The sequence below is a fragment of the Candidatus Binatia bacterium genome, from assembly GCA_036382395.1.
Lineage (GTDB): Bacteria > Desulfobacterota > Binatia > HRBIN30 > HRBIN30 > JAGDMS01.
This window is the reverse complement of the sequence record DASVHW010000211.1, coordinates 1-19,436: the sequence shown is the minus strand read 5'-3', so window position 1 is coordinate 19,436 and position 19,436 is coordinate 1. Positions and strand designations below refer to the sequence as shown.

General features: G+C 63.7%; 20 protein-coding genes. 11 read left to right on the top strand and 9 right to left on the bottom strand.

Going from position 1 to position 19,436, the window contains the following annotated elements:
- The first annotated feature begins 437 nt into the window (after window positions 1–437).
- The 5 genes from VF515_09835 to VF515_09815 all read left to right on the top strand — a co-directional run bounded on the left by VF515_09835 (window position 438) and on the right by VF515_09815 (window position 5,679).
- Window positions 438–608: a hypothetical protein gene (locus VF515_09835; protein ID HEX7407935.1), complete on the top strand. Its 171-nt coding sequence runs from the start codon at window positions 438–440 to the stop codon at window positions 606–608.
- A gap of 134 nt (window positions 609–742) precedes the next feature.
- On the top strand, window positions 743–1,801 hold the full coding sequence (locus VF515_09830) for a gluconate 2-dehydrogenase subunit 3 family protein (GenBank protein HEX7407934.1): 1,059 nt from the start codon (window positions 743–745) through the stop codon (window positions 1,799–1,801).
- The gene (locus VF515_09825) at window positions 1,794–3,464 is read left to right on the top strand and encodes a GMC family oxidoreductase (GenBank protein ID HEX7407933.1); all 1,671 of its coding nucleotides are present in this window, start codon (window positions 1,794–1,796) and stop codon (window positions 3,462–3,464) included. Before VF515_09830 ends, VF515_09825 begins: the two co-directional genes overlap by 8 nt.
- Before the next feature lie 73 nt (window positions 3,465–3,537).
- Window positions 3,538–4,299 (top strand): slipin family protein, encoded by a 762-nt coding sequence (locus tag VF515_09820; GenBank protein ID HEX7407932.1) that lies wholly within the window; start codon window positions 3,538–3,540, stop codon window positions 4,297–4,299.
- A 72-nt stretch (window positions 4,300–4,371) separates the two neighbouring features.
- A complete protein-coding gene (locus tag VF515_09815; protein ID HEX7407931.1) occupies window positions 4,372–5,679 on the top strand; it encodes an aminopeptidase P N-terminal domain-containing protein in 1,308 nt (435 codons plus the stop codon).
- A gap of 15 nt (window positions 5,680–5,694) precedes the next feature.
- Here the strand turns inward: VF515_09815 and VF515_09810 are convergent, their stop codons facing one another.
- The 3 genes from VF515_09810 to VF515_09800 all read right to left on the bottom strand — a co-directional run bounded on the left by VF515_09810 (window position 5,695) and on the right by VF515_09800 (window position 8,442).
- Entirely contained in the window at window positions 5,695–6,870 is a 1,176-nt protein-coding gene (locus tag VF515_09810; GenBank protein ID HEX7407930.1) for a D-alanyl-D-alanine carboxypeptidase family protein, read from the bottom strand.
- A 13-nt stretch (window positions 6,871–6,883) separates the two neighbouring features.
- Window positions 6,884–7,105 carry a hypothetical protein gene (locus tag VF515_09805; protein ID HEX7407929.1) on the bottom strand — a complete coding sequence of 74 codons (222 nt, stop codon included), beginning with the start codon at window positions 7,103–7,105 and terminating at the stop codon, window positions 6,884–6,886.
- 146 nt (window positions 7,106–7,251) lie between these two features.
- On the bottom strand, window positions 7,252–8,442 hold the full coding sequence (locus tag VF515_09800) for a serine hydrolase domain-containing protein (GenBank protein ID HEX7407928.1): 1,191 nt from the start codon (window positions 8,440–8,442) through the stop codon (window positions 7,252–7,254).
- A gap of 57 nt (window positions 8,443–8,499) precedes the next feature.
- Between VF515_09800 and VF515_09795 the strand changes: the two genes are divergently transcribed.
- From VF515_09795 to VF515_09785, 3 genes are all read left to right on the top strand, one after another.
- Entirely contained in the window at window positions 8,500–9,789 is a 1,290-nt protein-coding gene (locus VF515_09795) for a hypothetical protein (protein ID HEX7407927.1), read from the top strand.
- A 90-nt stretch (window positions 9,790–9,879) separates the two neighbouring features.
- Window positions 9,880–10,164, top strand: a complete 285-nt coding sequence (locus VF515_09790) for an antibiotic biosynthesis monooxygenase (protein HEX7407926.1) — start codon at window positions 9,880–9,882, stop codon at window positions 10,162–10,164.
- Window positions 10,165–10,202: 38 nt separating this feature from the next.
- The gene (locus VF515_09785; protein ID HEX7407925.1) at window positions 10,203–11,078 is read left to right on the top strand and encodes an LLM class F420-dependent oxidoreductase; all 876 of its coding nucleotides are present in this window, start codon (window positions 10,203–10,205) and stop codon (window positions 11,076–11,078) included.
- Between the two features lie 25 nt (window positions 11,079–11,103).
- On the opposite strand, the gene VF515_09780 is transcribed toward VF515_09785, so the two are convergent.
- Together VF515_09780 and VF515_09775 are read right to left on the bottom strand one after the other, a co-directional pair.
- Entirely contained in the window at window positions 11,104–12,753 is a 1,650-nt protein-coding gene (locus tag VF515_09780; protein HEX7407924.1) for an acyl-CoA synthetase, read from the bottom strand.
- A gap of 106 nt (window positions 12,754–12,859) precedes the next feature.
- On the bottom strand, window positions 12,860–13,141 hold the full coding sequence (locus VF515_09775) for a hypothetical protein (GenBank protein HEX7407923.1): 282 nt from the start codon (window positions 13,139–13,141) through the stop codon (window positions 12,860–12,862).
- Window positions 13,142–13,330: 189 nt separating this feature from the next.
- Here VF515_09775 and VF515_09770 point away from each other — a divergent pair, with 189 nt between their 5' ends.
- Window positions 13,331–14,077 carry a phosphoadenylyl-sulfate reductase gene (locus VF515_09770; GenBank protein HEX7407922.1) on the top strand — a complete coding sequence of 249 codons (747 nt, stop codon included), beginning with the start codon at window positions 13,331–13,333 and terminating at the stop codon, window positions 14,075–14,077.
- Window positions 14,078–14,086: 9 nt separating this feature from the next.
- Window positions 14,087–14,413, top strand: a complete 327-nt coding sequence (locus VF515_09765; protein ID HEX7407921.1) for a hypothetical protein — start codon at window positions 14,087–14,089, stop codon at window positions 14,411–14,413.
- A 46-nt stretch (window positions 14,414–14,459) separates the two neighbouring features.
- Here the strand turns inward: VF515_09765 and VF515_09760 are convergent, their stop codons facing one another.
- Window positions 14,460–16,265: a M3 family oligoendopeptidase gene (locus VF515_09760; protein HEX7407920.1), complete on the bottom strand. Its 1,806-nt coding sequence runs from the start codon at window positions 16,263–16,265 to the stop codon at window positions 14,460–14,462.
- A 126-nt stretch (window positions 16,266–16,391) separates the two neighbouring features.
- On the opposite strand from VF515_09760, the gene cysC reads away from it, so the two are divergent.
- Complete coding sequence (cysC, locus tag VF515_09755) at window positions 16,392–17,012, top strand: adenylyl-sulfate kinase (protein ID HEX7407919.1); 621 nt, start codon at window positions 16,392–16,394, stop codon at window positions 17,010–17,012.
- Between the two features lie 25 nt (window positions 17,013–17,037).
- Here cysC and VF515_09750 read toward each other — a convergent pair whose 3' ends face one another.
- Genes VF515_09750 through nadD form a run of 3 tightly spaced genes read right to left on the bottom strand, consistent with a single transcriptional unit; the run spans window position 17,038 to window position 19,421 of the window.
- Entirely contained in the window at window positions 17,038–18,330 is a 1,293-nt protein-coding gene (locus VF515_09750) for a lipopolysaccharide assembly protein LapA domain-containing protein (GenBank protein ID HEX7407918.1), read from the bottom strand.
- A gap of 21 nt (window positions 18,331–18,351) precedes the next feature.
- Window positions 18,352–18,753, bottom strand: coding sequence for a ribosome silencing factor (gene rsfS, locus VF515_09745; protein HEX7407917.1), 402 nt, complete (start codon window positions 18,751–18,753; stop codon window positions 18,352–18,354).
- Window positions 18,750–19,421 (bottom strand): nicotinate-nucleotide adenylyltransferase, encoded by a 672-nt coding sequence (gene nadD, locus VF515_09740; GenBank protein ID HEX7407916.1) that lies wholly within the window; start codon window positions 19,419–19,421, stop codon window positions 18,750–18,752. Before nadD ends, rsfS begins: the two co-directional genes overlap by 4 nt.
- Window positions 19,422–19,436 lie beyond the last annotated feature (15 nt).

Sequence of the window (19,436 nt, the reverse complement as noted above, 5' to 3'; positions counted from 1 at the left end):
GATCACACCTGCAACAGGCCGTCGCCGATCTGGCGCGCGCCGGCAGCATCGAAGTGGACCGTCGCATCACCGGCTTACCGGGGAAATGGCTGGTCCTTGCCGGCACGACACACGGTCCGTAAGGTGGCGGGCATCTCAGGTTTTGCCGTGACACTTGACGCGCAATCTCAAAACCTATAAAGGCCTTACACTTCGGTGGAGGTGTGAGATGAAGAGGCTGATCATTGCTGCACTTATCGTTCTTCTGCCGGCGAGCATCACTTGGGCTGGAGTAGTCGTGCAGGCCCCCGTTCCGGCAGCCGCTCCGGCAATGGACGAAGCCGGATTGATCATGCTCGTTATGGGCTTGGCTGGTACTGGGATCGCACTCCTACGCCGGAAGTAGCGTTCCATCACGACACCTGTTTAATGCTTCGAATAGGTACATCGGAGGCCTCATGAAGACAGGCATCACGACGGCTTTGCTTATGACTCTCCCACTCGCGGCGCACGCCGGGGGAACGGTGGCGTTGACGGCTGCCCCGGCGATGGACGAAGGCGGGTTGGTCATGTTGGCGCTTGCACTGGCCGGTACAGGGCTGGCGTTGCTGCGTGGCGCCAAACGCTGACCCACACCAAGCTACAGCTGCAAGTTGAAGCCTTAGAGTCCGTTCTGGACGGGAAGGCGCTCCGTCTTTTTCAGGTTCTTCTCTGCTTCATAATCGGCTTCTGGGTCCTCGTGCCCCTGCACGAGATGCTGCACGTGCTGGGGTGCGTAGCAACGGGAGGCGAAGTCACTCGCTTAGAAATCAGCCCGCTGTACGGCGGGGCGCTCTTCGCCAGGTTCTTCCCATGGATCAGCACCAATACTGAATACGCCGGCCGCCTCTCCGGCTTCCGTGCCGCGGGTGATTGTTCGTACCTGGTAACCGTTCTCGCCCCTCTCCTCGTCCTGTGCCCGCTCGGGTCTGCGCTCGCCCGATTTGCTGTTCGGAGACACCGGCCGTGGCTGTTCGGCCTGGCGTTGGGCGCGGCACTGCAGCCACTCGCCTCCCTCACGGGAGACTGCTACGAGGCGGCATCCATCCCCCTGACGCGGCTGGCGAACCTTGCTGGATTGGATTGGGCGCTACGTCTCAGGGGCGACGACCTGACGAAGGTCGCGCAACAGGCCGCGCTGGTTCATTCGCCGCTGGCTTGGGGGCTGGTTGCCGCGGGATGCCTGGGAGGACTCTTGGTCGCGGCGCTCACGCTCATTCTTTCCGGAGGTGTTGCGCCACGCGGCGCGCGGTTGAAGTCACAACAGGCTCCCGAGGGGTCTTCCCGACGCTCGCTCCTGCAAGCAGGATTGGCGCTGGCCCTCCTTGCAACGGGCGGGTGGATTCTCAAGCGGGTCTACCTGCCGCGGCACCTCAGGCCCGCCGAGGTGGAAACCCTCGCCGCGCTATTGGACACTCTCATCCCGGAGGGCGAGTTTTGCGGAGCACGGCAGACCGGGTTTCTCGACCGCTTGTTACGGGAATGCGACTCGAAACGACAAACGAGGCGCGCCTTGGTCGAAGGCGTGCAGCTCCTCGACAGCAAGGCGAAAACGCGCGGCGCGACTGGCTTCCTCGGCTTGGGACCTCAGCAACGCGAGGAGGTGGTGGAGGAATGTGCCAGGGCGGCAGACGGAACTTTGCCGCGATTCTTCTATCGCACGGTGCGTGACCGGGCTATGCAATTGCATTACAGCCAGCCTGCCACGTGGAAACCGCTCCGCTTCGATCATCCGCCCCAGCCCGAAGGATATTTGAACCATTGGCAGAAGCCCGATGCCTGACACCGACGTGGTCATAGTGGGTGCGGGAGCCGGCGGGTTGGCCGCGGCCTGGAGACTCACTACGCAGGGCGTCCGCGTCACGCTCCTGGAGGCGGGACGGCAGTATGACCCGCCACGCGACTACCCACAAACGTTCGACGATTTCGAGATCCGCCCGTTTCCGTACGACGTCACGACGGATGAACAGGGCTACCCGCGTTACGGCTTCGGCGTTGCACAGCGCCTGGGTTCAGGATGGGACGCGTACCGGTCGTGGAACCGGGCTCAGGGACGCTATGCGCCTGGTGACACGCGCCTGTATCAGCAGTACTCGCACGTGCGTGGCGTCGGCGGCAGCACCTTGCACTTTCAAGGAGAAGCGCATCGTTACCATCCCGACTCGTTGCGCCTGCAGTCGCTCTTCGGCGTCGCCTTGGACTGGCCGATCGCCTACGCCGAGTTGGAGAAGTACTACGACCTTGCCGAGCAGGTGATCGGCGTCGCTGCGCCAGCCAGCAACCCATGGCGGCCGCGTTCGCGCGCACCTGTTCTGCCGCCTCATCGGCTGTCATACGCCAGCGACCGACTGGCGCCTGCCTTCGCGCAAGTCGGGGCCACCCTGATTCCCAACTCACTGGCCATCCTCTCAGAGGGCTACGGCGGCCGGCCTCCCTGCAACTACTGCAATTCCTGCACGAACGGCTGCCCCATCGGCGACAAAGGAAGCGCTGACGTCACCTTCCTGCCTGCTGCTCTGGCGACGGGGCGGCTCGACCTACGGACGAACGCACAAGCCGTTCAGATAGAGGTCTACACGCACGGGAAGGCCGCAGCCGTCGTTTATCACGACGCCAGCGGAGCCACCCAACGGGTGCCGGCGCGATTCATCCTGCTGGCAGGGGGCGCCGTCGAGACGGCGCGGCTGCTCTTGCTTTCAGTATCGGGCTCCTTTCCGCACGGTCTCAGCAACGGTTCCGGGCAAGTGGGAGAGAACTTGACCGAATCGTTGTTCTGGAGGGCCGTCGCGCTCCTCCCCGAGCGAGTCGACTCTCATCGCGGGGTGTCGATTGACGGCACCGCCTGGGATTTTGCCGTACCAGCCAAACGGCCCGGTGGCTGTGTGGGTGGCTTCCGGCTATCGACGGCCCACGGCGCCGCCGAGCTTCGAGGCCCGGCCGCCTACGCAGAGCGCCTCGTTCCGGGCTTTGGTCTCGCCCATCAGCGCCAAATGGCGGCGGCGTTCGGCCATGCCGTTGCCCTACTCGGACTCGGCGACTGGCTGCCCAATTCGCAGACGAAGGTCGACTTGGATCCTTCGCTCAAGGATGCCGCCGGTTTAGCGGTGGCCCGGATCACCTCTCACCTTGGCGACAACGAGCGTTGTCTCCTCAAGCAGATGGGTGACACGGCCCGGGCGGTTCTAGCCGCTGCCGGGGCCGAGGTCGTCGAGGAAACCTCCGCCCTCGACCTCTTTTCCACCGCTCACGTGCTCGGCACTTGCCGGATGGGCTCAGACCCGGCGCGCTCGGTCGCCGACGCCGACGGATTCAGCCACGAAGTTCCCAACCTCGCCTTCGCCGATGGGTCCGTCGTACCCTCCAGCGGCAGCGGTGATTCCCCCATGTTGACCATCACGGCGCTGGCCCTGAGGACAGCCGATCGCCTGCTGCTTCGCGCCACCTGAGCCCGGCAGCCGACCCACAGAACGACCGCGTGACCGATTGCGGCTGAGCCGTAGACTTTGATAGGCTTGGAACATGCTGATCGGCCCCCTTCTCTCCGGCAGCTTCATCGTGCTCGTTGTCCTCATCAGCGGCCTCAAGATCGTGCGCGAGTACGAGCGCGCCGTCGTCTTCCGGCTCGGCCGGATGACGCCATCGCGCGGGCCGGGCATCATCTTCGTGATCCCGCTGATCGAACAATTCATTCGTCTCGATCTGCGCACCCTGACACTCAACGTCCCATCACAGGACGTGATCACGCGCGACAATGTGTCCATCAAAGTGAACGCGGTGCTGTATTTTCGCATCACCGACCCCAACCGCGCCGTGATCGAGATACAGAACTATCTTTACGCCACCTCGCAAATCGCCCAGACAACCCTACGGAGCGTTTGCGGGCAAGCCCATCTGGATGAGCTGCTCGCCGAGCGCGACAAGTTCAACGCGCGCCTGCAGGAAATCATCGATACGCACACCGAGCCTTGGGGAGTGAAGGTTGTCTTGGTCGAGGTCAAGCAGATCGATCTGGCCACCGACATGCAACGCGTCATCGCGCGCCAAGCCGAGGCTGAGCGGCTGCGCCGCGCCAAGGTCATCAACGCCGACGGTGAGTATCAAGCCGCGGTGCGCCTGAGCGAAGCCGCATCGATCATGGAGCTTCAGCCTATAGCGCTCCAGCTGCGCATGCTGGAGGCCCTGTCGCAAGTGGGCACCGAGAACAATCACACCGTCATCCTACCCATCCCCGTCGATGTGGTGCAGGCGCTGCTCGATCGCCTCAACCCTGAGAATAGCTGACCGGGGCGGTGTGCCACCCGGTTTGCCGCTCCGCCGACAAACCGCTAACCATAGTGGGTGATGGTCGCGTCAATGGAAGTGTTTGAGCGGCGGCGCCGCGCGTTCATGGATCGCCTCGGGCCAACAGCGGCGGCGCTTCTTCCGGCCGCGCCTGTCGCCCTGCGCTCCAACGACGTCGAGCACCGCTATCGTCAGGACAGTGACTTCCTCTATCTCACCGGGTTCCCTGAACCCGAAGCGGTCTGCCTTCTGCTTCCCGGTCACCCCAAAGAAGAGTTCATTTTGTTCGTACGGCCGCGAGACCCTGAACTGGAAACCTGGACCGGGCGGCGGGCGGGAGTTGACGGCGCGGTCAGCAGCTACGGCGCCCAGGTAGCGTACACCATCGACAAGCTCGACGAGAAGATCAGCGAGCATGTCGGCGCGCGGGACCAGCTGTATTTCCGATTTGGCCACGACGTCACCTTCGATCACCGCGTGCTGGGCTGGATGCGGCAGTGGCAACTGACGCGCCCGCGGACCGGCACCGGTCCGGCGGCAGTGGTCGATCCGGGCGAGATTCTGCACGAAATGCGCCTGGTGAAAGGCGACGAGGAGATCGCCTGCATGCGCCAGGCGATCGCGATCACAGCCGAAGGGCACCGGGCCGCCATGAGCACCGCCCGCCCCGGCTTGCGCGAGTACGAGATCGAGGCGTTGCTCGACTACACCTTCCGTCGGATGGGCGCCACCGCTCCCGCCTATCCGTCAATCGTGGCGGCTGGACCCAATGCCACCGTCCTGCATTACATCACGAACGACGGCGAGCTGCGGCCGGGAGAGTTGCTGTTGATCGACGCCGGTGCGGAATATGACGGTTACTGCGCCGACATCACGCGTACGTTTCCGTTAGCCGACCGCTTCAGCGGGGCGCAGCGCGCGATTTATGACATCGCGCTGCGGGCGCAGCTCGCCGCCATTGACGCGGTCCGTCCCGACGCCTGTTACGAGGATGTGCACAAGCGAGCCGTCGAGGTCTTGGTCGATGGGTTTCGCGACCTCGGACTGCTTACCGGCGATCGACAGGAGATCATCGGCAAGGAGCAATACCGGCCGTTTTACATGCATCGTACCAGCCATTGGTTGGGTCTGGACGTGCACGACGTGGGCAAGTACAAGGCGGAGGGTAGTTCGCGCCGGCTCGAGCCCGGCATGGTCCTGACGGTCGAACCAGGCATCTACATTCCCCCGGGTCGCACCGATATTGACCCGCGCTACGTGGGCATCGGGGTTCGTATCGAGGACGATGTGCTGGTGACAGTAGACGGCCACGAGGTTCTGTCGGCCGCGGTGCCGAAGCAGCCGGGCGACATCGAGGCCTTGCGTCGCGCCGTACGGTAAGCCGGCTGCCGCCGATCAGAACAGCCGGTCCCAGATCGAGCTTTGCTTCTCCACCGGATCGGCGGCCAATGCCGGCACTTTCCCGATCACGGCATCCCCGTCTTTGACGACGACTTGCCCCACTTCCGCATTGGCGCTGAGGGGGGCACTCACCTCCCCCGGCAACGACAGCTCGAGCGAAAACTTCCGCTTCTCACCACGCTTCGCCAGGACGGCCACGTCCCTGCCCGCCACGACCCGCACGAAATGCGGCTTGCCGCCGCTGACCGCCACGTCGCTGGCAACCGTGTCGCCCTTCTTGACGGCAACCAGGGCCTTGTAGTCGGCGAATCCTTTGTTGAGCAGCGCCGCGGCCTGCGCGAAGCAGTCGCGCTTCTGTGGCGCGCCCATGACCACGGAAATGAGCCGCAAACCGTCACGCTTTGCGGTTGCCGTGACGTTGAAACCTGCCTCTCGATAGTAGCCCGTCTTCAAGCCGTCCACCCAGCCGGTTTCACGTACCAGACGGTTGGTGTTGGTCAGCGTCATGGCGCCGTTCCGGAACGGCGCCTCCTTGGTCCCCGACCATTTCATGATGTCCGGGAACGTCACGACGGCGCGGGCCAGCGTGGCGAGATCGAAGGCGCTGCTGATGTCCGCCGACTGTCCCTTGCCGGGAGGCAGTCCATGAACGCTGTGGTAGACGGTATCATGCATCCCCAGCTCTTTGGCACGTTCGTTCATCAGCTCCACGAACGCCTCGCTCGAGCCGGCCACCGCCTCAGCCACCGCGACGGCGGCATCATTGGCCGAGTGGATCGTAATCGCCTGCATCATTTCCGCCAGTGAGAACACCTCGCCCTGCTTCAAGTACACCTGCGAGCCGCCGATCTTGCTGGCCCAGGCGGAGGTGGGGATCGGGTCGTCCCAGTGCAAGCTGCCGTCGCGAACCCGCTCGCCTACCAGCAACAACAGCATCATCTTGGTCATGGACGCCGGTGGTCCAGCCAGGTGTGCGTTCTTCTCGAACAGCACGGTACCCGTTTCGGCATCCATCAAGATCGCCGACCGGTACAGTTCGACATTCCCTGCCGGCGCTGCCTTCTCCTCCGCTTGGTGTCGGACGATGCGGCGCGCTTCCACCCGACTCGCCGCCAGTCCGACGCTGAACAGCACCACGACCCCCCCCACCAGCCACTGCCAACGCTTCATGCGAACAATCCTCCTACAGCTTCAGTTGCGCCCTCAGCTGCTCTTCCAATGTCGGCAACCAATCGTCGAGCGCTACCGCCGCATCGACGATGATTTCGAACTTGCCGTTGGGGAGACGCCGCACGCTTCCCGGAACGGCTGGGCGCAATGGGATGACCACGGCTTCGCGCGAGATGCCGAGGCGCTCCAGTACCGTGAAGATCTTCTCGATTTCGTGCAGAGTGACGGCGCTCAACACGGTACGTTACCGCCCGTACCGGAGATTCGACCTACAACAGCCACGCTACCCCTACCTGGTCGCCAACATACCAGATGGCCGGAGCATCCGGAAGCCAGAACGTCGCCTCTCAAGGTTGGAAGTGACTGCGGGTTGCACCCGCTTCACAAGGCGCACACCGCCGCTCGGCTCGAGATCGCCGTGGTCCGTCGCGCTTGGCGGAACGGGTTGCGATCCAGCCCGTTGGTACAGTAGCCGATAGAGATGCCGGTTTCGGGATCCGCCCAAGCGATTTGTCCCCCCGCACCATTATGCCCGAACATGAGTTCCGAGCCGCTGCGGCCGAAACCGCGATAGACTTTGTCCTCGTCGCCAGCCACGATGATTCCCAGCCCACGGTTCGCCCTCTTGTGAAACACGGGATCGCTCAGCTCCCCGCTCCGTATCTGGCGCGCCATCCGGATCGTTTCCGGCTTCCAAATCTGCCTGCCGTCAGGCGCACGCCCCTCGGCGAGCAACGCCTGGTAGAAGAGCGCAAGGTCGCCCGCCGTCATGATGCCACCGCCACCGGGGACACCTACCTCCCGCACCGCTCGCTGGTTGAAGCCCAGCAGCGCGTCCTCGATCAGCGTCCCGTCGGCCATATCGGGATATCCGAACGCTTTCAGTTCCTCCGCCGCGGGCTTGCTCCCGACGTGAACGATATCGGCAACCCTGCCGTGAAGCGCCGGCGGCAGGCCGACGTAGAGGTCCGAAAGGCCCAGGGGGGTGGCGATGCGCGAACGCACGAACTCGCCGAAGCCCATGCCGGAGCGCCGCTCAATCAGCTCCGCCACCACCCACATGGTCGACGTCGGATGGTACTCGAAGCGCGTGCCGGGTTCCCAGTTCAGCTTCCACCGCCCGAAACGTTCGACCCGTTTGGCTCGATCGTGCCACTCCAGCGGATTGAAGGGTGCATACGGGAACCCCGCCGTGTGCGTGAACAGTTGCTCCACGGTGACGACGTCCTTCCCACCGCTACCGAACTCGGGGATGATATCAGCCACGCGTTCGGCAATACTCAGCCTGCCTTCCTCGATGAGCAACCACGCCGCAGCCGAGGTAAGCGCCTTCGTCGCCGAGAAGACGACGTAGAGTGTGTCATTCGTCGCCGCCGCTGCCCGTTCTTCATGTGAGACCCGGCCGAAAGTACGCATCCCGGCGATCTTGCCCTGGCGCGCAATCGCGATCTGTACCGACGGCAACAGCCCGTCGCGGACCTCCTGCTCGGCCCGCTCAAAGACAGCATGCAACTTCTCTGGATCGATCCCAACACTCTCAGGAGAAGAAGCGAAGAATCGTGCGTCGGGCATCGTGCTTCCTTAGTGCTCTTCTGGCCTTCTGTCCAGCACCCGGATATGTCCAAGGCCATGTCATCTGCTCCCTCCTCCGCACCTCATCGCATCGCGTGCGATTCGCTCGTCGCCCTCGGCGGCGCCACCGTGGATGGCGCGGTGCTGTTCGCGAAGAACAGTGACCGCCCGGCGCAAGAATGCCAGCCATTGCTCCAGGCGCCGCGGCAATCACATGCGCCGGGCAAGCCCCTGCACTGCAGCTACATCGACATCCCGCAGGTCACTGAAACCTCCCGCCTGATCGGATCACGGCCGTTTTGGTGCTGGGGTTTCGAGCACGGCCTGAACGAATACGGTGTAGCGATTGGCAACCACACCGTGTTCACCAAGGACTCGCTCGGCGGAAATGGGCTCATCGGTATGGATCTGGTCCGGCTCGGCCTCGAACGTGGCCAGAATGCGGCGCAGGCGGTGGAGGTGATGACCGCGCTGATCGAGCAATACGGCCAAGGCGGCTCCGGCTATCAGGACAAAGAGTGGCCGTACCACAACTCCTTCCTCGTGGCGGACCGCAGCGCCGCATTTGTTCTGGAAGCCTCGGACCGGCATTGGGCACTGCGTCAGGTTGAAAACATCGGCACGGTTTCCAACCACCTGACCATCGGTGCCGACTGGGATGCGCTCTCAGATGGGGCCATCGAGCACGCCATCGCGGCGGGCTGGTGGAGCGAAGACTCGGATCAGCGCTTTGATTTTGCCGCAGCCTACCGCGACACGACCAGCGTGCCGGAGGTGATCTCAATCGGCCGGCATCAACGCACCTGCGCGCTCTTGGAACAGGCGCAGGGGCGAATCGGGTTGGACACGCTCAAACGGGCGTTGCGGGACCACTATGGCCAAGCGACGCCGGCCACCGATCTTACGCCCGAGGATCAGCAGTATTTCAGCGTGTGCATGCACGCCGATCCAGTCGGCACGACGACCGCGAGCATGATTGCCCGCATCCCGCCCCGCGCCGACGAGCCGCTGATCTACTGGGCCAGCCTCGGCTCGCCCTGCGTGGGGGCCTTCATTCCTTTGTACATCGACGCGGAGATTCCGGCTGTGCTCGGCCGCGGCGGGAAGTCTGCATCCGACGATTCGCTTTGGTGGCAGTTCAAGAAGTTGCTGGCACACGTGGTTGAAGCCTGGCCGCGGCGCGGCCCGCGCGTGCGCGCGGCGCTCGATCAGTTCGAGACCAATCTCGCTGAGCAGATGCGAAGCTCCGGCATCTCCTGCGGGAGCGCCGCCGACCGCACGGCCTTCATGCAGGCGGTGGTCGATGATCTGTCGGCACGCCTGCGCCAACTCACCGCTGCTGTGTAGCCCGTCAGAACGAGGCGGCCGCCAATTGCGGCGGCCTGGACAACCGGGTATACAGCGCCACCTTGAGATTACCTTGTACGCAGGAGGGCCATGATGTTCACCGTACTAGCAGAGCTGAAAGTCCATGAAGGCAAAGTTGACGAGGCGAAGGCCGCGTTCCGCGAACTGGTGCGGGCGGTGAAGTCCAGCGAGCCCGGCACGCTGGAGTACACGTTCCTGCAACGCAAAGACGATCCCCTCACCTTCATCGTCTTCGAGCGTTACCAGGACGAAAACGCGTTTCAGACGCACATGGTGAACCTGCAGCAACACGCCGCCGCCTTTGCGTCGGTTTTGGCAGGTGCCCCCAGCGCAACCTTCCTCGACGAGGTGTGACGGCGGATTCTCGTCAACAGGACCGAGGGGAAGCTTGCATGAAGTTCGGAGTGATGTTCGTCAACGCCGGGCCCTTCGCGTTCCCCGAGTATCTCGAAATCCTGGCCCGCACCGCCGAGGAAGCCGGCTTCGAGTCGATCTGGACGGTCGAGCACGTACTGATCCCGCTCGGATATCACTCGCGCTACCCCTACAGTTCCTCCGGCCGGTTACCGGGGCCCGAGAGCTCGCCGATTGCCGACCCGATTTTGCCTCTGGCATTCGCGGCGGCCATCACCAAGAAAGTGCGGCTGGGAACCGCCATCGTGATTCTCCCGCAGCGCCACCCGGCTTACGTGGCCAAGGAAATGGCCACACTCGACGTACTCTCCGGGGGTCGGGCCATGCTTGGGATCGGCATCGGTTGGCTCAAAGAGGAGTTCGATGCCGTCGGTGTTCCGTTCAACCAACGGGCGGGGCGCACGGACGAGTCCATCCACGCCATCCGCTCGTTGTGGAAGCCCACGCCGGAAGCCTTCGAGGGCAAGTTCTACAAATGGGGACCGGTGGAGTCGAACCCGAAGCCGCTGCAGCAACCCGGCGTACCGATCATCATCGGCGGTCATTCGGACGGCGCCGCTCGCCGCGCCGCTCGCTACGGTGACGGCTTCTTCCCGATGACCGACGATCCGCAAGTGCTCGCCTCCCTGTTGGCCACCATGCGCGCCGAATGCGCCAAGATCGGGCGGGACCCGAAGGAAATCGAGATCTCGATGGGGACGGTTGGCCTCGACGTCACCCTTGACCTCGACGCGGCCCGCCGCGCTCAAGATGCGGGCGTCGGGCGCCTAGCCATCGCCCCGCCCGCTTACGACCCGGACGGATTGCGCCGGGGCCTTCATGAGTTCGCCGAGCGCGTGATCGTCAAGCTGTAGCGCGAGGCGCAGAAGCGCGCCTCCCCTATTCGGCCAATCCCAGCCGTTCGAGCGCCGTCTTCTTGACCCAGCGATAGTCCGCCTTGCCGGCCGGGCTACGCACCATTTCATCGACGAAGATCACGACGCGTGGCAGCTTGTAACGCGCTAGGTGGTGGGCGCAGAACTCGATCAGCTCCGTCTCGGGCGGCACCTCGCCGGCGCGGGCCTGTACGACGGCGGTGACCTGTTGACCAAAGCGATCGCTTGGTGTTCCAACCACGACGGCATCGTACACCGCCGGGTGGTGCTTCAGCGCCTGCTCTACCTCCTCCGGGTAGATCTTCTCGCCCCCGGAATTGATGCTCACCGAGCCGCGTCCGAGAACGATGATGGAACCCTCCGCCGCCAGCTTGGCATGATCGCCAGGGATAGCGTACCGGACCCCGTTGATGACCGGGAAGGTACGCGCGGTCTTCTCGGCATCCTTGAAGTACCCGAGGGGGACGTGTCCCGCGCGGGCCAGCCAGCCGGTTTCCTCGCTGCCGGGCACTACCGGCCCACTCAGATTCTCCTTCAGGACGGTGGTCTCCTCGTTCATTTGGAACGTGCCCGTGGTGGCCTTCACGCCCGCCAGACTGACCTGGGTGCCATGCCCGCCGGTTTCCGAGGCGCCGAACCCATCAACGATCATGAGCTGCGGAAGCTTCTGCAGGAACGCATCCTTGAGGGCCGGCGTCAGGATCGCGCCTCCGGACAACAGGACGTTGAAGTGCCCAAGGTCGTAGCGCTTCTTGTCGAGCTGATCGAGCAAGGGCCGTCCGAAGGCGTCGCCCACTATGGTCATGAGGACGGCCTTCTCTCGTTCGATCGTCGACCAGATGTCATCGGGGTCGAGGCGCGAAGGATGATTCTGGATGACCACGGTCCCGCCCTGATGAAAACAGTTGAATGCCATCCAATGTGATGCCCCATGCATGAACGGGGGCGCCGGCAGGGAGCGGATCCCTCCCGTCTGTGCGGCGCCGACAACCGACTCGATCGATTCATGCTTCGGCGCCCCCGGTGGATGCCCGCCGAGTGCCCCGAAGAAAATGTCTTCTTGGCGCCAGAGTACGCCTTTGGGGAAACCGGTGGTGCCGCCGGTGTAGAGGATGTAGAGATCGTCGGGCGACCACTCGAGTTGTGGCCGCTCTGCCGACGACTGCCGCAGGGCTTCTTCATAGTCGATGGCGCCGGGAAGCAGCGCGTTGCCTGATTCATCCGCAACCTGCAACAGGAGGCGCAGGTGCGGCAGTTCGCCGCGGATCTTCGCCACCATGGGAGCGAAGGCGGCGTGGTAGATCAACGCGTGGCAGTCGGCGTCGTTGAGCAGATAGACCAGCTCGTTCTCGATGTAGCGGTAATTGACGTTGAAGGGGGCGACACGCGCCTTATACGCGCCCACCATGCCTTCGAGGTACTCGTTCCCGTTGTAGAGATAGAGCCCCAGGTGGTCCTGGCCCGACTCGAAGTTCCGCAAAGCGCCGCGTTCCTGATGCGCTCCCAGGCCGTGGCGGATCAGAACGTTCGCCAGCTGACGCGTGCGGGTGCTGAAATCCCTCCACGTCAGACGACGGTCGCGATACACAATACATTCACGGTCGGGGATGGCGGCGGCGATGGCTTCGTTGATTTCGGCGACGTTGAATTTCATAGATAGTAACAGTCCTCGATGCCGGCGAACCTATCTGCCACCGCCGACGAAAGGCAAGCAGTCAGCGCCATCCGGACGCGAGGGTTCGGACCCGAAGGCGCACGTGCTATTTTTTCAAGATGAGAAACGCAGTGCGGAGGCGTTGCGCCTGCTCCTGGACAGAAGGCAAGCGGCGGCTGTCGTTGAGCAGCTGGAAGACCTCCAATTCGCTGGCCTCGCCGCCGCGCTCGCGCGCCTCACCCAGCACGTCCAAGATCTCGTGGATCAGGCGCGGTATCTCGCGCTGTGGGATGACCAGATCGCCACGCCCGAGCGTACCACTCCAGTTCGACGCATACGGTCGCAGCACGTTAAGGATCTTCTCGGTTGCGCTGCGGTCGCCGGCCATGTTGATTGCTCCTCTCCGACGTACGGTTCGACTCGACGCATAAACTTTAACACACGGGCCGGAACGAGGGAACCACGCCGGCAGCGTCAAGGGGCGGCAGTGCGCGGACTTGCGAGTTGCGGCAAGGGGCGGTACATAAACAGCATCCAAGCCGCAGCAGTTGCGGTAATCCTATACGACGGGGGAACTATGGTAGTTGATGGAAAGACCATTGCGGCCCTGGCCGCAGAATATGCCACGCGTGACCCAAGCGATATTCTTGCATTGGCGATCCGGGAATTTGGACCGGATGTTGCGATCTCATTCAGCGGGGCCGAGGATGTCGTCCTGATCGACATGGCCGGCAAGCTCGGTGGCAAGTTCACGGTGTTTTCGCTCGATACTGGGCGTCTGCATCCCGAAACATACCAATTCATCGAGACCGTACGCCGCCATTATGGGTTGCCGGTGGAGACGTTCTTCCCGCAGCCCGAAGCGGTGCAGAAGCTGGTCCGTGAGAAGGGATTGTATTCGTTCTACAAGGACGGTCACAAGGAATGCTGTGGAATTCGCAAGGTGGAGCCCTTGGTGCGGGCACTGAAACCATTGAAGGCTTGGGTCACCGGCCAGCGCCAGGATCAGAGCCCCGGTACGCGGGCTGAAGTACCGGTCATTCAGCTCGATTCGTCCTTCGGCTCAGCCGAGCGCCCGCTGGTAAAGTTCAACCCGATCGCGCACTGGACCTCGAAGCAGGTGTGGACGTACATCCGTGTCAACGATGTCCCCTACAACCCCTTGCATGAGCGCGGCTTCGTCTCCATCGGGTGCGAGCCCTGCACCCGACCCGTAAACCCGGGCCAGCACGAGCGCGAAGGGCGCTGGTGGTGGGAGGAGGAGACGATGAAGGAGTGCGGGCTGCACGCAAGCAATACGAAATGTCAGGATGGGAACCTGTAAGCTCCACGCATGCACATCACCCTGGTCAAAAAGAAGATGCCGGACGGCTCGGACTGTCGCAAGTGCGCCGAGATCACGGAACACCTGCGTGCACGTGGGCTTTGGGATCGCGTCGACGAGGTCGTCTGGGCGCACGAGGGCGATCACCGCAGCCCGGGAATGGTCCTCGGTGCGCGCCTCGGCGCCGACCATGCACCGTTCTTCGTCGTGCGTGATGACAGCGGTGAGACGGTCTACACCAGCGTGCTCCGCTTGATCCAAGATCGTCTCGGCCAGCAGGGCACCAGTCTTGATCAGGCCCGCGACATCGATCCCGACGACATCGGGGGAATCTAGGCAGTCCTGAGTGCTGAGTCCTCAGTTCCGAGGGATCGCACGCCTTCTATTTCGCTAGCTCGCCTGTCAACCGCTCGGCCTCGGCCACCATCTGGCGTAGTCGATCGAGACCGAGGTTCCAGAATCCCGGATCGGTGACATCGATGTCGAACCTGCGCAGCAGATTCGCGGGCGTGTCCGAACCGCCGGCAGCAAGCAGGTCCAGATATTTCGCCACGAAAGGCGCGCCCTCGCGCCGGTAGGTCTCGTACAACGCCAGCACCAGCAACTCGCCGAAACCGTAAGCGTAGCAATAGAAGGGCGAGTGCACGAAGTGCGGGATGTACGCCCACCACCAGCGATACCCCTGGGTGAGCGCAACCGAGTCCCCGTACAGCGCCGCGTTGGCCTCCATCCAGAGGGTGCAGATGTCCTCGCGTGGCAGCTCGCCGCGCCCGCGCCGTGCCCGATGCAGCTTCTCTTCGAAGCGCGTGAGTGCCACCTGCCGGAACACCGTGGCGATGGCGTCTTCGATCTTGGTGCACACCAACCCGAGACGGGCTTCCGGATCGGTAACCTCTCGCAGCAGATGTTCGAACACCAGCATCTCGCCAAACACGCTCGCGGTCTCAGCCATCACCAGAGGGGTATCGGCCTCGATGTAGCCACGCGGCCGTGCCAGATACTGATGCACGCCGTGGCCCAATTCATGCGCCACCGTCGTCACGTCGTTCGGCCGTCCGGTGTAGTTCACCAGCACGTACGGATGCGCGCTCGGCACAGTGGATGCGCTAAAAGCACCACCCCGCTTTCCACTCCGCACCTCGGCGTCGATCCAACGCTGATCGAAAAATGCCGTGGCGATCTCGGCCAGGCGTGGCGAGAACGCGTCGTATGCCGCCAGGACCATCTCGCGGCAGCGTGGCCACGCCACGACCGTCTTGTCGACCGCAATCGGCGCGTAGCGGTCGTAATCGGCCAGCTCATCGAGTCGCAACAAACGACGCTTCAGCCGATAGTAGCGTCGCACGATGTCGTGACTCGCCTCGCACGCTTCCATCAAGGCGGCCACGGTGTCACCGCTGATTTCGTTGGCGAGGTGCCGCGCCGCCATCGGGTCCTGATACGTTCTGAGGCGATCATCGATGGCGTGATCCTGGACCAAGGTATTGAAGATGAACCCGAGCAGGAGCTGATTGTCCTGGAGCCCGCGCGTCAGGGCTTCGGCTGCCGTGCGTCGAACTTCACGCCGATTGTCGTAGAGCAGAGTCAGGACACCGCTTTCGTTCAAGCGCTGTCGCGTTTCCTCAACCTCGACCTCGAACTCCAATGACGACAGCACCTCGTCGAATAGCCGTGAGAAGGCACGGGACCCGGTGTTCGCCGTCTCCTCCAAGATCTTCTCTTCGGGTTCGGACAGGACGTGGGGCCGATAGCGCCGGAGGCTGCTCAGAAAATGGCGCCGTGCCGCGCAGGCGGGATCGGCGAGCAGGCGCTGCGCCACCGCCTCATCCACCGCCAGCCACTCCAGCTCGAAGAACAATATTTCCCGCCGAACGGCCGAGGCCTGCTCTTGCGTCAGGGCCACCAGAGCACCGTGCGCCGGCGGGGTAACGTCAGCCGCGTGCAAGAGCTCGGCGTAGGCGCAAGCCTTGCCGGCTTGTTCCAGAATCGCTTCCATGGCGGTGACGGCTTCCGCCAGCACGGTGGGCGATAAACCAGTCGGAACGTTGATTCTGCCGCGATAGGTTTCGCCGAAGCGGCGCGCCGCCTGCAACGCCGCCTCGAGATCCCGCACGAGGCGCGGATCATCAGGTCCGGCATACAGATCGGAAAGGTTCCACGTCACGCCTGCCGCGAAGTTGTGCTCCATGGTTTCTCCGCTCACCCTCCCTCAACGTGCCGGCTACCATACCTGCGCGCAAGCCGGCCGTACAGGCAGGCGTGCTCTTGAGACCCGGCTGTGGTTCCAGTAAGAGACCGCTAAGGAGTTTAACTGATGGCAAATCTGAAATCGAAGCACGTGGTCTGGCATCCAGGCGCAGTCACCAAAGCCGACCGGGAAGTGGTCACCGGTCACAAAGCCTGCACACTCTGGATGACCGGCTTGCCGGCGTCGGGGAAATCGACCCTGGCGGTCGCATTGGAGAAGACATTGTGGGAGCGCGGCGTCCATGCCTATGTCCTCGACGGCGACAACATCCGGCACGGACTGAACAAGGACCTGGGATTTTCCCCGGAGGATCGCAACGAAAACATCCGCCGCATCGGTGAGGTAGCGAAGCTCTTCACCACCGCCGGCGTGATCAATCTCACCGCCTTCATTTCACCCTATCGGGCCGATCGCGACCAAGCCCGGAAGCTCATGAGTGACGCGGAGTTCGTCGAGGTGTTCGTCGACTGTTCGGTGGCTGAATGCGAGCGCCGCGATCCCAAAGGGCACTACAAGAAGGCCCGTAGCGGGGAGATCAAGGAGTTCACCGGTGTCTCGGCCCCCTATGAACCACCGCTGCAACCCGAGATCGTGGTGCATACCGACCGCGAGTCAGAAGAAGAGAGCGTCGCGACGATTCTCTCTTACCTTGAGCGAAACGGCTACGTGCCTGCCGCCAGTCCGTGAAGATGAGTCTGCCGCGCGGGCAAGCTCACGCCACTCCGATCTCCGCTTCGGAACGGTACGAATCCCACTCGCGGCACTGCGGGCAGTAGCCTTTCCATTCCGAAATGATCCGGCCGCAGCCATTGCAGTGGTAGGTTGCCAGCCCAGCTTCTGCCTGGGCGTAGGCAACCACCGCTTGCTCGAGTTGGCCGCGGCGCGAGTGCACTTCGGCCCATAGCCGGTGCACGAGGGCTGGCGCCGCCCCAGGATTCTGCAGCCCCTCGAGTTCCCGCGCCGCTTGGGCCGCATTGCCATCCTTCAAATACAGTTGCGCCGTCAGCAGACGGACCATGTCGGCCCGCACCTGATCGGCGCGCAGCTTGCGCATGAGCAGGCGCAGCCGCTCGCGGTGCCGCTCCTCACTGGCGATGGAAGCGAGGCGGTCGGCGAACACCGTCCTGGGTTGGGTGCGCAGGGCCCGTTCCCACACCAACGAGGCTTCGTCTTGGCGGCCGCTCGCCAGTAACGCGTCTCCAAGACTCACCCACACCGGCACGCTACCGGCGCGGCTGTCGGCAAGCGCCTCGAGCGCCTGCACCCTGCTGCTCACGTCGCCAAGATGCAGCGCCATCTGATACCGCAGAGCCACCAGCCCGGCACGTTCGCGCCCCGCTTGCGCGGGATCACGGACCTGTCCGACCAGCGCTTCTTGCAGCGCCGTAGCATCGGCCCAACGCTCGGCCTCCACGTACGCCTCCCGTAGCGCCCGCAACACGCGCGGGGCCTGCGGCCGCAGCGCCCGCAACCGCTCGAGAACGGCGATCCCCGCGGCGCGATCCCCCGCCGAGCCTTGCGCCTTGGCCAGCGCCAGCAAAACCTCCGGACTGGCCTCGTCACGATTCGCCGCGGCGGCGAGCACTTCACACGCACGTTGAAATTCCCCGGTCTCACAAAACGACTCGGCCAGCGCCAGCACCGCGTGCGCACCGTCTGGGCGGCGCTGCGATGCCCGCTGCAGCAGCGCCCGCCCCTGCTGCGCCTCGCCCTTCCATATCAGTTCCTCACCGCGCGCCTCCCAGTCGTCGATGCGTTCGATGCGGCGCTGCTGGCGTCCCAGTTGCCAGGCCACGATGGCGCGTCTTCCTGCCTGCACCAGCACCGCCGTGAACACCAGCAAAATGCCGATGACAAAGGCCAGGACCATCAACACGGCCAGCGGCGCCTGGATGCTCCGCGCCGGCGTCAGACGAAACTCGACCGCCGCGGGATTGAGCCACGAAAGGTAGGCGACCAGGCAGACCATGGCGACGCCCACAATGACGGCGACGGCCCGTTTCATACGAGACTCCGACTTGACTGGTTAGCGCGCTTCGCTAGCCAAGCGCAAGTCGTGCGCCTGGCTGCGGTACGGTTCCGGCAGCCCTACCCGCGGCGCCCGGGTCCACAGGCGCTCGAGGTCGTAGAACTCCCGTACCGGCTCATAGAAGATGTGGACCACGACGTCGTCGTAATCCATCACCACCCATTGCCCTCGGGGGTACCCCTCGGTCGAGAGCGGCCGCATGCCGAGGCGCCCGAGGTTCTCTTCGATGCCCTGGGTAATCGCCTGGACTTGGGTGTCCGAGCGGCCGGTGCAAATCAGGAAGTAACCCGCCAGCGAGGTGAACTCGCCGACCTCCATGAGGATGAGGTCGTAGGCCTTCTTTTCGAGGGCGAACCGTACGCAGAGAAGCGCCTTGGCGCGCTCTTCAACCTGCTTCAACTAGACCTCCGCGCATACAGCCCGTGGCGTGCAATGTACCGCTCGACTGAAATGGGAACCAAGTACCGAATTGACAAACCACGGCCGAGGCGCTGGCGAATGCAGGAAGCAGAAATGTCGAGATCGCTGATGCGCTGGAAAATGATCCGATTCCCCGTACGGTGCTCCAATTGGCCTTCAGAATACCAAAACTGGGAACGCACGGCAACGGGGAGGGCTTCACGCAGCTGCGGCTCATGCACCGGCGGACGCGACGTCACCACGAGGTCACAGAGCCCAAAGATGCCCTCGTACTCCTTCCATGTCTCGATCTCGCCGAAGGCGTCGGCGCCCATGATGAACGAGAACGAAGCTCGCGGCAGGCGCGCGTGCAACGCGCGCAAGGTGTCGACCGAATACGAATGCCCGGGCCGCTCGATTTCGATGGTGGACACCCGGAAATACGGATTCCCGCTGATGGCCAACCGGGCCATCGCCAGACGGTGCGCGGCGGAGACCAGGCCCTGCTTGCGCTTGTGCGGCGGGGTGGCGCTGGGGATGAACAGAATACGATCCAGCCGTTGCGCCTCGCGCACCTCTTCGGCGCTGCGAAGGTGCGCCAGATGAATGGGGTTGAACGTCCCGCCGAAGATGCCGATGCGCCGCGGCCGTTCTTTCGGCTGCTTCACTGAGGGTCCGCGTTA